Genomic DNA, 12736 nt, shown 5'->3' with positions numbered 1-12736 from the left:
CCCCGCGGGGGCACCGGCGCGGTCGCGCCCGGCGGAGCCGTGCGCGCCGGGCGGCGGCATGTACGGTCGGCCGCCCTGGGCCGCCTCCCGCATGGCCAGCCGTCCGGCGACGCCGGCGCGCCGGGAGAGGTTGTGCGCCGCCTGCCGCGCCACCTGCCCCTGCGCGGGACCGGCGTGGGCGACGCTGGGCGGGACGGGCCCGCCGTAGAGACCGGCGAAGGCGGCGGCGGTGCCGCCTCCGCCGACGGCCGCGACGCCCAGGCCGACGGGGCCACCGGTCAGGGGCCCGGGGCCGCCGCCGAGCCCGGCGAGCCGGGTGGCGTACTCGGTGACCTCGCCGAAGGGCCGCCCGGTGACGGGGTCGATCCACCGCCCGGAGGCGGGGTCGAACTCCCGGCCCGTCGCCGGGTCCACGAGGAAGCCCGTGTTGGGTGAGCGCACCCAGCCCGCGAAGTCGCCGCCGTCCGGGCCGATGACGCTGGAGTACGGGTAGTCGCCCGCCCCGACCCGGCTGCCGTTGGGCGCGGTGGCGTAGACGGCCTCCCCCGTGGGGCCGCCTACGGTGCCGGACTCGGCCGTGTAGGACGAGCGGGCCGGGGCGCCGGGCCCGCCGGCCGAGTTCACCTCGGGCGCGGTCGGCGCGTTGCCGCCGGTCACGGTCGCGTACACGTTGTTGAGGGCGTCGAGTTCGTCGTTGACCTCGCGGGTGAGCTTGCCCATGTTGCCCTGGTGCATCGAGGCTGCGGTCATCACGTCGTGCTCGGACTTCTCGTTGCGCAGACGCTCCTGCTCGTCGTACTCGTCCTCCAGGTCCATGACGCGTTCGACGGTCTTGGACGTGGCGTCGGCGGCCGTCTGGAGCTGCCGCGCGATGGCCACGGCCACGGCCCCGGCCCCGTCGCCCCAGCCGCCCACGGCGCCGAGACGGTCGGCGAGTTCGAGCAGGCCCACGCCCGGCTCGGCCTGCGCGTCACCGGCGATGCCGCGCAGCCGGTCGTTGCTCTGCGTCGCCGCCCCGGCCAGGGCCAGCCAGGCTCCGGCCGCCGCGCGCATGCCGTACTCGCTCGGGCTGTAGATCGTCCGGCAGGTCTCCCGGAAGTCGTCGGCCATGGTTCACTCCACCTCGTAGAACTGGCCGCCGCTGCTGTTGCCGGTGACGAGCTTCTGCTGGAGCGCCGCTTCTTCGTCGGTCATGTCGGCGATCTCCCCGGCGGTTCCGGCGTTGCCCGCGATGTTGTCCACCGAGATCCCGGCGCGCTCCAGTTCGGTGAGCATCGCGTCGGCGGCGCCCGCGAGGGCCGACTCGGCGGCCGAACCGTTGGCCACGTCACCGAACACGCCGTCGACGGAGGCGATCTCCACGAAGCGCTTCCGCATCTGGCCGAGCCCGTCCAGGTCGCCGGTGCGCCGCTGCACGTCGTACAGCTCGTCGGAGTTGTGGTGTTCGGTGTCCCCCGCGGACATGATTGCCGGTCCTTCCTCGCCGTGAGCCCTGGGTGGTGGGTGGTTCTGGATGTGTCAGCGGCGCCCGCGCTCAGAGACTGGCGGCGCGCCGCATCGCCTCGCCGCCCTCGGCGGCGATCTCCCGGGTGCGGCCGACGGCCGTGTTCTGGAGCCCGAGGTCGTCCATGTAGCCCTGAACGTCCCGCTGGTACTGCTCGTTGCGGTCGTTGAGCACGGATGCCAGTCCGGCGTCGATCTCGCCCTCCGGGAACAGCGCGTTGATCTGCGACATGACGTCGCTCCAGATCTCGTTGCACTCCTCGACCTGCAGGTTGCCGACCCGCTGGACCTCGGCCATGCCCATGTCCTGGAACCGGTAGTGCCCCATGCTTGCCCTTTCTCCTCGTTCCGCGCGCGGTGGTGGCGGCGCTGTGTGTCTCCGGCGTCTGCGCTGGTGTGCGGCCGGGTCCTACATCCCGGCGGTGACCTGGCTGCTGACGCCGTTGGCACTGCTCATGGCCTGACGGGCCGCCTCGTCGGTCTCGTGGCCGTGCTCGCCGGTGAGGCCGAGGTCGTCCTTGAGTCCTTCGAGCGCTTCGCTGAGGGCGTTCCCGGCGCCCGCGAGGTTGCTGTAGGTGGACATGGCCGTCTCGGTGCCGGAGCCCTGGTAGGCGAGGGCGATCTGCTCCCCCTGGCCGCCGACGGTCTTGGCGGACTGGGCCATGCGGTCGAAGGCGTCGGTGACGATGCCCTCGATCTCCTTGAGCCGTTCGGTACTGACATTGACGTCGTAGTCCGTCACCGCGGTTATCCCCCTCCGGTCGTGTCTCACCGTGAACGTGCGTGCCGCGCGAGCGGCACGGTCCGCTGAAGCGTAGGGAGCGGGCGTATCAACGGCGTATCAGCGGCGAGCGGCGGGCGTATCACGGGCCGGGGCGGGGGCGTGTCAACCGGTGGTCCGACGGCGTGACAGGACGTCAGGCGTGGCCGTTGCGCGCCGGGGTTCCGGGCTCCTCGGCGCCGCGGAGGCGGGTGGTGAGGGAGGCGGCCTCGCGCTCGTTGAGCTCGTCGACCAGGCGGCGGGCGCGGGCGTGCGCCTCGCGGGCCTGCTCGTGGCGGCCCAGGCCGCGCAGGGCGGCGCTCACCGTCGTGTGCAGCCCGGCCACCTGGAACGGGTCGAAGGGCTGCTCGGAGGCGTGGGTGAGGCCGCGGTCGGCCCAGCGCGCCGCCTCCTCCAGCTCGCCGCCCTCCAGGTGGCACTCCCCCAGGACGGCGGCGATGGACGTCAGGTGGAATTCGAGCGGGGCCGTGGCGTAGGCCTGCGTCAGCAGGTCCACGGCCTCCGTGCGGCGGCCCATCATGCGCAGGCAGCGGCCGAGGTTGTTCAGCGCGGAGTGGCGGATCGAGGAGTGCTCGGCGCCGTCGTGGCGGTGGAACTCCTCGCACAGGGCGCTCGCCTCGGCGGCGGCCTCGTCCAGTCGGCCGCTCATGGCCAGGCAGGGCACGAGGTTGTTGCGGGTGCCCCCGGCCTCGACGACCTCGCCGAGCTCGTCGAAGAGGTGGACGGCCCGCCGCAGGAGCCGCTCCCCTCGCTCGCCCTCGCCGCGCTGGCCGGCCACCTTGCCCAGCTGGCTGAGCGCCACGGCCCGGGACCAGGTGTCGCCGCGCCGTTCGGCGGTGCGCAGGAGGGCTTCGCACAGGTGCTCCTGGGCGCGCCAGCGCAGGCGGAGGACGAAGTACGCCTCCAGGGCGCGGCAGGCTTCGAGGGGGAAACGGGAGAGGGCCGGGGCGGCGTCGTCGAAGGCCGGGTCGGTCAGCTGGTCGGTCAGTCCGGTGACGTCCTCGATGACGCCGTCGATCCAGGCGAGCGCCTCGTCGGCGCGGTCGAAGGGACGCCCGCGGCCGAAGCGGGCGGCGCCGTCGCGGATGCGGGCGGGCTTGCCGCTCTGGAGGGGGACGTTGGCGCGGTAGAGGGAGCCGAGGTACCACTCCGCGAGACCGGCGAGCGCGGCGCGGGTGCGGGCAGTGGGCAGGGCGGCGGCCTGGCCGACCGCGGCGGTGCGGACGAGGTCGTGGAGCGCGTAGGCGCCGGGGCGCGGGCTGGCGGCTATCTGGGCGTCGGTGAGGCGCTCCAGGGCGTCGCGGGCGTCGGCCGGGGTGTGGTCGCTGAGCGCGGCGACGGCGGGGACGCTGTAGGTGGTGACGGCGGCGGCGCCGAGCAGCGGGAAGAGGTGGGCCGCCCGCCGGTCGGCGGGGTCGCCCTCGGCGAGCTGGTCGATGCTGAGCAGCAGGCTGGCGCGGGCGTCGACGTCGCTGGTGACGAGCTCCTCCAGCCGTCCGCGCTCGTCGCGCAGGACCTCGGTCCAGTCGGCGGGGCTCCACCGCGGCCGGGACGCCATGCGGGTCGCGATGATCCGCAGCGCGAGGGGGAGGTTGCCGCACAGCCGGGCGAGCTCCTCCCAGTGGGGCCGGTCCGCGGTCTCGACGGGGCGGCCGGAGACGGTGCCGATGAGCGCGACGGCCTCCTCGGTGCCGAGGGTCTCCAGGTGGAAGTGGCGGGCCTGTTCGATGCCGGTGAGGACGGTGCGGCTGGTCACGAGGGCCGCGCTGCCGGGCGCGGCGGGCAGCAGGGGGGCGATCTGCGGGGCGCTGACGGCGTTGTCCAGCAGGAGCAGGACGCGCCGGTTGGCGAGCAGCTCGTGGTAGAGGCGCAGGGCGGCCTCGGGGTCGCCCGGTGCCGCCTGGGAGGGCGTGCCGAGGGCGGAGAGCAGGGTGAGGACGGCGTCGTCCGACTCCAGGGGCGGGCGCTGCGGGTCGGCGCCGCGCAGGTCGACGTAGAGCAGGCCGTCGGGGAAGCCGTCGGCGACGTCGTGCGCGGCCCGGGTGGCCAGGGCGGACTTGCCGACGCCGCCGGGGCCGTCGATGAGGCACACGGCCGGGGCGCTGAGCGTGCCCGTGAGCTGTTCGCGCAGCCGGGCGAGCTCGACGCCGCGGCCCACGAAGCCGGAGGTGCCCGGCGGGAAGGCGGCGCGCGGCCGGGGTGCGGCGCGGCCGACGGGGGCGGGGCGCGCGGTGGGGGCGAGGGCGGGGTCGTCCCGCAGGATGGCCTGTTCCAGCTCGCGGGTCTCCGCGCCGGGCTCGATGGCGAGTTCGGCGACGAGTTCGCGGCGGGCCTCCTGGTAGACGGCGAGGGCCTCCGCGGTCCGGCCGCAGCGGTGGAGGGCGAGCATGAGGAGCCGGGTGAGCCGCTCCCGGAGACGGTGCCGGTGAGCGGCGGCGCTCAGCTCGTCGACGAGCGTCTCGTGGCGGCCGAGGGCGAGTTCGAGCTCGTAGCACTCCTCGGCGGCGGTCAGGTGGAGCTCCTCCAGGCGCGGCTGCTGGGCCGTGCGCAGGGGGACGTCGGGCAGGTCGCCGAGGGGCGCGCCGCGCCACAGGCCGAGGGCCTCGCGCAGCAGGGCGGCGGCCTGGGCCTGGTCGGTCGGCGCCAGTTCGCGGGCCCGGAGCAGCAGGGCGCGGAACCGGCCCAGATCGGTGTGCTCGGGCTCGACGGCCAGGAGATAGCCCGCGGGGACGGTGCGGATGAGGTCGTCGGGCAGCGCCCTGCGCAGCCGCATGACGTAGTTGCGCAGGGTGGTCCGGACGTTGGCGGGGAGCTGCTCCCCCCAGAGCTGCTCGGACAGTTCGTCGGCCGGTACGGGCCGGTTCGGACGCAGGGTCAGGGCGGCGAGCAGGACACGGAGCATCGGCGCGGTGACCGGCAGCGGGCGGCCCTCGCCGTCCACGGCCTCCACCGGTCCCAGAACGCGGAATTCCACCGACTGCCCCACTGCTGCCCCATTTCCCGTGTGCCGCGCTTGACCAGCTCTTTCGGCCTGCGTGACGAGACGATCCGAGCCTACGCAACGGTTGCAGCATCGCTGAGGCCGCGTCATCCGGCCGAGCACGGCGTCTCATGATCCGAGACGCCGCGCGGCTGAACCACCGGTCGCGACGGGTGCCGCGCACCGAGTCCGGCCGGGCGGCCGGGCCGGCCGCCGGAACCCGGCCCTGCCTCGGCCCTCGCTCGCCATGAGCCCCGTCCCACGCCCCGACGTGCGGGGACGCCGCCGGGGCCACGGAGGAGCGGCCCGCACTCCGCCGCCCGGGGCCACACCGGGACCGCCGCCCAGGGCGTCCGAGCGGCAGGGGCGGGCGGCCGCCTCGGCTCGGACGACCTTGCAGGAAGGGAACTTTCGACCATAGAAGACATGTGAGGGGCGTACCGCCCCTCGTCGGATGAAAGCGGCGAATCGCACCGCACTCACTCGACACTGAGTGCCGGATTTCATGGCACGGAATGCCGATTTTGGCCCGTGGAAGAGATTTTCCCCTGGGGAGACTTTGATCGATCATCGATCGAGGCTTATGGTCATCGCCGCGGGCTCACCCCTGTCCTGCCCTGCACCTTTCACAGCCCCACCACCGTCCTCATCCCGGAAGGCGGCCACGATGACTGACCCCGTACGCACCCAGGCGAGCGAGCTGGACCAGCTGCCCGACCGCGACCCACAGGAGACCGCCGAGTGGCGCGAGTCCCTGGACGCCGTCCGCGAGGCCGCCGGTCCCCAGCGCGCCGCCTACCTGGTGCGCCGGACGGTGGAGCACGCCCGGCGCGAGGGCCTGGCCGTGCCCTCGCTGCTGGAGACCGAGTACCTCAACACCATCCCCACCGCCGCCGAGCCCGAGCTGCCCGGCGACCCGGAGATGGAGCGGCGCATCACCGCCTGGAACCGCTGGAACGCCGCGGCCATGGTCACCCGTGGCAGCCGGTACGGCGTCGGCGGGCACATCGCCACCTACGCCTCGGCGGCCTGGCTCTACGAGACGGGCTTCCAGCACTTCTTCCGCGGCAAGGAGGACCCGGAGCGGCACGGCTCCGGTGACCAGCTCTACATCCAGGGCCACGCCTCCCCCGGCATCTACGCCCGGGCCTTCCTGGAGGGCCGGATCGGCGAGGAGCACCTCGACAACTTCCGCCAGGAGTCGGGCGGCAAGGGCCTGCCCTCCTACCCGCACCCGCGGCGGCTGCCGTGGATGTGGGAGTTCCCCACCGTCTCGATGGGGCTCGGCCCGCTCTCCGCCGTCTACCAGGCCCGGTTCAACCGGTACCTGGAGAACCGCGGCATCAAGGACACCAGCCGGAGCCACGTCTGGGCCTTCCTGGGCGACGGCGAGATGGACGAGCCCGAGTCGACGGCCGCCCTCGCACTCGCCGCCCGCGAGCAGCTCGACAACCTGACCTTCGTCATCAACTGCAACCTGCAGCGGCTCGACGGCCCCGTCCGCGCCAACTTCAAGATCGTGCAGGAGCTGGAGGCCCAGTTCCGCGCGGCCGGCTGGAACGTCGTGAAGTCGCTGTGGGGCTCCGCCTGGGACGAGCTGTTCCAGCTCGACACCAGCGGCGCGCTGCTGCGGCGCCTGCGCGAGGTGCCGGACGCCCAGTTCCAGACCTACGCCACCCGCGACGCCGCCTACATCCGCGAGCACTTCTTCGGTGCCGAACCGGCCCTCGTCGAGATGGCGAAGCTGCTCTCGGACGCGAAGATCGCCGAGTGCTTCCAGACCTCCCGTGCCGGGCACGAGCCGCGCAAGGTGTACGCGGCCTACCGGGCGGCCGTCGAGCACAAGGGCGCGCCGACCGTCGTCCTCGCGCAGACGGTCAAGGGCTGGACGCTCGGCCCGGGCTTCGAGTCGCGCAACGCCAACCACCAGATGAAGAAGCTGTCCGGCAAGGAGTTCCGCGCCATGCGGGACCTGCTGGAGCTGCCGATCCCGGACGCACGGCTCGACGAGGAGCTGGTGCCCTACGCCCACCCGGGCGCGGACAGCCCCGAGGTGCGCTACCTGAAGGAGCGGCGCGCGGCCCTCGGCGGACCGGCCCCGGCCCGCAAGGTGCACCCGGTCGCGCTGCCGGAGCCCGCCGAGCGGCCCTTCGCGGCGCTGGCCAAGGGCAGCGGCAGCCAGGAGATCGCCACCACCATGGCGTTCGTCCGGCTGGTGAAGGACCTCATGCGGGACAAGGAGACCGGCAAGCGCTGGGTGCCGATCGTTCCGGACGAGGCCCGCACCTTCGGCATGGAGGCGCTCTTCCCCTCCGCCGGCATCTACTCGCCGCTCGGCCAGACGTACGAGCCGGTCGACCGCGACCAGCTCATGTACTACAAGGAGGCCAAGGACGGGCAGATCCTCAACGAGGGGATCACCGAGGCCGGCGCCATGGCGGACTTCACCGCCGCCGCGACGTCGTACGCCACGCACGGCGAGCCGATGATCCCGTTCTACATCTTCTACTCGATGTTCGGCTGGCAGCGCACGGCCGACCAGTTCTGGGCGCTCGGCGACCAGCTCGGCCGCGGCTTCGTCGTCGGCGCCACCGCCGGCCGCACCACGCTGACGGGCGAGGGCCTCCAGCACGCGGACGGGCACTCCCCGCTCATCGCGGCCACCAACCCGGCGGCGCTCAGTTACGACCCGGCCTTCGCCTACGAGATCGGCGTCATCGTCAGGGACGGGCTGCGGCGGATGTACGGGGAGAACCCCGAGGACGTCTTCTACTACCTGACCGTCTACAACGAGCCCAAGCCGCAGCCCGCCATGCCGGAAGGCGTCGAGGAGGGCATCGTCAAGGGCCTGTACCGGTTCAACGAGGGCCGGGTGGCGGACGACGCCGAGGCGCCGCGCGCCCAGCTGCTCGCCTCGGGCACGGCCATCCACTGGGTCCTGGAGGCACAGCGGCTGCTGGCCGAGGAGTGGGGCGTCGCGGCGGACGTGTGGTCGGCGACGTCCTGGGGCGAGCTGCGCCGGGACGCGCTGGAGTGCGACGCCGCCGCCCTGCGCGGCGAGGAGCGCACCCCGTACGTGACGCGCGTGCTCCAGGGCGCTCCGGGCCCGATCCTGGCCGTCAGCGACTGGATGCGCCAGGTGCCGGACCAGATCAGCCAGTGGGTGCCGGGCGACTACAGCTCGCTGGGCACCGACGGTTTCGGCCTGTCCGACACCCGCGAGAACGCGCGGCGCCACTTCGGGGTGGACGCCCAGTCGATCGCCGTGGCCGCGCTGGCTCAGCTCGCCCGGCGCGGCGAGGTCAAGCAGGAGACGGTCCGGCAGGCGGCCGAGCGCTACGGCCTCGCCTGAGCCGACACGACACCGACACCGACACACCGACGGGACGGTGGGGCCACCGTCCCGTCGGTGTGTCGCGTGGCAGGCCGTCAGATGGAGTGCTCCTCCGGGGATTCGGGCGGCAGCTCCACCTCGGGGTGGCCGCGCAGTTTGAGGATCGCCAGGACGAGCCCGCCCCAGACCACCACGATCGACACGATCAGCATCACGATGGCACTGGCCGACATCAGGCACTCCTCTCCTCGTCCGCCTCCTGCGGCGGCTTGATCTCTCCGCCCCGCCACGGGATGAGCGAGAGGAGGACGGCGATGACCAGGGCACCGGCGGCCACGCCCCAGCCCGCCCAGAGCAGGAAGCTGGTCGGGTAGCCCGCGTAGTTCTCGTCGATCTCCTGGGCGAGGGAGTCGACCAGCATCGCGCCGAGCACGATCGGGGTGATCAGGCCGAGGAAGATCTTCCACCAGCGGCCCAGTTTCACGGCCGAGGTGGCGTCCGCGTCCCGTTGCAGGACGGGCAGCTTGCGCACGATCCAGGCCACGACGACGACGGATGTCAGGGCCGCGAGGGCGATGCCGTAGCGGTTGATGAAGCGGTCGGCGGCGTCCAGCAGGTACAGCCCGCCGTTGGTCGGGTAGAGCAGCAGGGAGGCGAGGGCCACGGCGCCGCCCACGATGGCCACGGCCGGGACGCGGGACATCCGGAGCCGGTCCTGCACGGCGGCGACGATCACCTGCATGATGCTGATGAGCGACGTCCAGCCCGCGATCACCAGGGACAGGAAGAACAGCACGCCGAAGAAGCCGCCCCACGGCATCTCCGAGATGATCGTCGGGAACGCGACGAAGGCGAGGCCGAGGCCGCCCTCCGTGTCGAGGACCTCGGTGCCGCCCTGCGCGGCGAGGAAGCCCAGCGTGGCGAAGACGCCGATGCCGGCGAGGATCTCGAAGGAGCTGTTGGCGAAGCCCGCGACGAGCGCGGAGCCGCTGAGGTCCGAACGCCGTCCGAGGTAGGAGGCGTAGGTGATCATGATGCCGAATCCGACGGACAGCGAGAAGAAGATCTGCCCGTAGGCCGCGACCCACACGTCGCCGTCGGTCAGCGCGTCCCAGTCCGGCGTGAACAGGGCGTCCAGGCCGACGTCGGCACCGTCCAGCGTGAGCGCCCGGATGACCAGGATGACGAAGAAGACCACCAGCAGCGGGATGAAGATCAGCGCGACCTTCTCGATGCCGCGCCGGATGCCGAGGGCGAGGACGACGAGCACCGCCAGCCAGACCGCCAGCAGCGGCCAGAAGACGCCGCCCACGTAGCCGCCGAGGTCTCCCGGGGAGTCCCCCACCTTCAGGAAGTCGGCGAACAGGAAGGTCTCGGCGTCGTCGCCCCACTTCTGGCCGACGGAGAAGCCGACGTAGCGCAGCGCCCAGGCCAGGATGAGCGAGTAGTAGGTGGCGATGACGAAACAGATGGCCACCTGCCACCAGCCGATGAACTGCGCGGGCCGGGAGAGCCGCAGATACGCGGCGGGCGCCGACCCCCGGTACCGCCGTCCGATCGTGTACTCCATGATCAGCAGCGGTAGACCGGCCGTCAGCAGGGCGATCAGATACGGCAGCATGAAGGCGCCGCCGCCGTTGCGGGCCGCCTCGGCCGGGAACCGCCAGATGTTCCCGAGCCCGATCGCCGATCCGATCGCCGCCAGGATGAAGCCCGCCCGGGTGCCCCACCTCTCGCGAGGTTGATCGCTCATGGTCCCAATCCCTCGGTGCCGGTTGCTCTGGTCAGGTGTGCGGCGGTATGCGCCGGATGCTGATTCTTTGTCGTTTTTCGGCGTTATGGGTGTCTGCACGCTAACAGCGCACCGTCCGCTCCGCCTCCCGGACGGGGCCGCGTACGCCCGCCCGTGCGGGTGGTGCTGACGACGCGGCAGAATGCGGGGCCATGCGGGCAGCTCGACTCGTCCGGCTGGTGCTCCTGCTCCAGAACCGGCAGACGATGACCGCCGCCGAACTCGCCGCCGAACTGGAGGTCTCCGAACGGACGGTGACCCGTGACGTGGCGGCGCTGGCCGAGGCCGGGGTACCCGTCTACGCGGACCGGGGCCGGGCGGGCGGCTACCGGCTGCTGGGCGGCTACCGCACCCGGCTGACCGGGCTGGCCCGCGCGGAGGCCGAGGCCCTCTTCCTGTCCGGCGTGCCCACCGCCCTGCGCGACCTGGGCCTGGCCGACGCCGCCTCCGCCGCCGGACTCAAGGTCCTCGCCGCGCTGAACCCGGACCTGAGCGACGCTCAGCGCAGCGTGTCCCAGCGCTTCCACCTCGACGCACCCGCCTGGTGGCAGGAGCCGGCCACGCCGGAGCCCCTGCCCACGCTCGCCGAGGCGGTCTGGGACGACCGCCGGATCGCCGTCCGCTACCGCCGGCGGGGCGACACGACGGTGGACCGCCTCCTCGACCCGCACGGCCTCGTCCTCAAGGCGGGGGTCTGGTACCTGGCCGCCCGGACCGAGGGCGGCTTCCGCGTCTACCGCGTCGACCGGATCGCCTCCGCCGAACCGACCGGCTTCCGGTTCACCCGGGAGGAGTCGTTCGACCTCCCCGCCTTCTGGGAACAGCGCGCCGCGGAGTTCGCCCGCTCCATCCTGCGCACGCGGGTCGTGCTGCGGCTCACCGAGGCCGGGGCACGGCGGCTGCGGCACGTGTACAGCGACCGCGCCGTGGCGGACGAGGCACTGGCCGCGGCCGACCGCGCGGAGACCGACGGCAGGGTGACCCTGACCGTCACCCTGCCCGTGGAGTCCCCGGACGTCGCCTTCGGCCAGCTCTTCGCCCTCGGCCCGGAGGTGGAGATCCTGTCCCCCGCAGACCTCCGCCTCCGCTTCGCCGAGGCCGCCCGCCGCACCGCGGCCCTCTACGACGCCCCCGGCCCGGACGACGACGCCCCCGACCCGGGCTGAGGACGACGCCGGGGCCCGGGCCTAGCGATAGTCCTCCGGGTCGGGGCGGGGGCCCGCGTCGGCACCGGCTCTCTGGTGGGCCTCCAGGTCCTCCAGGTAGGACCAGGCGTCCGGGCGCGAGCCGTCCGCGTCCGTGACGCCGTACTCGCGGGCCAGGTCGGCGCTGGAGAGCGAGCGCCCGTTGAACCGGGCGCGCCCGGGGTCCGCGGCCAGGGCGGCGAGGCCGCGGGCCACGTACAGCGGGGACTCGGAGACGGCGAAGTCGGGGTTCTGCCTGGCGCCCTCGCGCCAGGTGTCCTCGGTCACCTTGAAGTGGGTGTCCAGCATCGTCTCGGAGCGCAGCCAGCCGGGGCTCAGCGCCACGGCCGTCGCCCCGTGGCCCGACAGCTCCTCGCCGAGGCCGCGGGCCATGCGCAGCGGCGCGCTCTTGGCCAGGTCGTAGTAGAGGGGCTTGCGGTAGCGGCGGTTGTAGTCGGCCGTACCGTCCGTCACCTCCACCACCAGGCCGCCCGGCTCCCGCACGAGCAACGGGATCGCGTACCGGCTGGTGACGATGTGGGTCTCGACGCCCAGGCGCAGCACGCGCAGCCCGTCGTCCAGGTCGTGCTCCCACATCGGCTGGTCCCAGCCGACGAGGTGGTCCCCGCCCCAGATGTCGTTGACGAGGATGTCGAGGCGGCCCTGTTCCCGCTCGACACGGGTGAGGAGCTCGGCCACCTGTTCGGGGACCAGGTGGTCCGTGGGAACGGCGATGCCGGTGCCGCCCGCCGCCGTGACGCGTTCCGCCGTGCCCTCGATCGTCTCGGTCGCCCGTCCGATCTCGCTCACCCGCTGCCGCGTCGTGCGCCCGGTGGCGTAGACCGTGGCCCCGGCGCGTCCCAGCTCGACGGCCATCGCCCGGCCCGCGCCCCGGGTGGCGCCCGCGACGAGCGCCACCCTGCCGCGCAGCGGCCGGTCCGCCCTTCCCGCCGTCGGGGATTCGCTGTTGGTCATGCCCTGTCCGTCCTTCCGTCGTGCCCGCGGACCCTCCGCCGCGTTAAGCCGGTTCCACGCTCACACCGATACCCGACACCTTCTGTCCTGTTTTCCGCGTTCCCCCAGGCCCCGCTGCCGCCGCCTGGCCGAAGGCCGTCGCCCGGCTGCGGGACTCCACGTGGCGGGACGGGTGCGCCGGGCGGAT

General features: G+C 73.4%; 9 protein-coding genes and 1 pseudogene. 2 read left to right on the top strand and 8 right to left on the bottom strand.

Annotation, left to right across the window (positions count from 1 at the left end):
- The 5 genes and pseudogenes from HPT28_RS23545 to HPT28_RS23525 form a co-directional block, all read right to left on the bottom strand.
- Window positions 1–1110, bottom strand: a pseudogene (locus HPT28_RS23545) (hypothetical protein); the annotation flags it as partial.
- Window positions 1111–1113: 3 nt separating this feature from the next.
- A complete protein-coding gene (locus HPT28_RS23540) occupies window positions 1114–1464 on the bottom strand; it encodes a hypothetical protein (protein WP_219093325.1) in 351 nt (116 codons plus the stop codon).
- Window positions 1465–1534: 70 nt separating this feature from the next.
- A complete protein-coding gene (locus HPT28_RS23535) occupies window positions 1535–1831 on the bottom strand; it encodes a hypothetical protein (RefSeq protein ID WP_219093323.1) in 297 nt (98 codons plus the stop codon).
- Window positions 1832–1912: 81 nt separating this feature from the next.
- Window positions 1913–2245 carry an aliphatic sulfonate ABC transporter substrate-binding protein gene (locus tag HPT28_RS23530; RefSeq protein WP_219093320.1) on the bottom strand — a complete coding sequence of 111 codons (333 nt, stop codon included), beginning with the start codon at window positions 2243–2245 and terminating at the stop codon, window positions 1913–1915.
- Window positions 2246–2420: 175 nt separating this feature from the next.
- Window positions 2421–5258 carry an AfsR/SARP family transcriptional regulator gene (locus HPT28_RS23525; protein WP_219093318.1) on the bottom strand — a complete coding sequence of 946 codons (2838 nt, stop codon included), beginning with the start codon at window positions 5256–5258 and terminating at the stop codon, window positions 2421–2423.
- Between the two features lie 673 nt (window positions 5259–5931).
- On the opposite strand from HPT28_RS23525, the gene aceE reads away from it, so the two are divergent.
- Window positions 5932–8616, top strand: coding sequence for a pyruvate dehydrogenase (acetyl-transferring), homodimeric type (aceE, locus tag HPT28_RS23520; protein WP_219093315.1), 2685 nt, complete (start codon window positions 5932–5934; stop codon window positions 8614–8616).
- Window positions 8617–8693: 77 nt separating this feature from the next.
- On the opposite strand, the gene HPT28_RS23515 is transcribed toward aceE, so the two are convergent.
- Both HPT28_RS23515 and HPT28_RS23510 read right to left on the bottom strand, forming a co-directional pair.
- Complete coding sequence (locus tag HPT28_RS23515; RefSeq protein ID WP_219093313.1) at window positions 8694–8831, bottom strand: methionine/alanine import family NSS transporter small subunit; 138 nt, start codon at window positions 8829–8831, stop codon at window positions 8694–8696.
- Window positions 8831–10351: a sodium-dependent transporter gene (locus HPT28_RS23510; protein ID WP_219093310.1), complete on the bottom strand. Its 1521-nt coding sequence runs from the start codon at window positions 10349–10351 to the stop codon at window positions 8831–8833. Before HPT28_RS23510 ends, HPT28_RS23515 begins: the two co-directional genes overlap by 1 nt.
- Window positions 10352–10542: 191 nt before the next feature.
- On the opposite strand from HPT28_RS23510, the gene HPT28_RS23505 reads away from it, so the two are divergent.
- Window positions 10543–11556, top strand: a complete 1014-nt coding sequence (locus tag HPT28_RS23505; RefSeq protein WP_219093308.1) for a YafY family protein — start codon at window positions 10543–10545, stop codon at window positions 11554–11556.
- A gap of 21 nt (window positions 11557–11577) precedes the next feature.
- Here the strand turns inward: HPT28_RS23505 and HPT28_RS23500 are convergent, their stop codons facing one another.
- A complete protein-coding gene (locus tag HPT28_RS23500; RefSeq protein WP_219093305.1) occupies window positions 11578–12549 on the bottom strand; it encodes an SDR family oxidoreductase in 972 nt (323 codons plus the stop codon).
- Between the last annotated feature and the right edge of the window lie 187 nt (window positions 12550–12736).

The sequence above is a fragment of the Streptomyces sp. JJ38 genome, assembly GCF_019303475.1.
In the GTDB taxonomy this organism is placed as follows: domain Bacteria; phylum Actinomycetota; class Actinomycetes; order Streptomycetales; family Streptomycetaceae; genus Streptomyces.
This window is presented reverse-complemented; position numbering and strand designations above follow the sequence as displayed.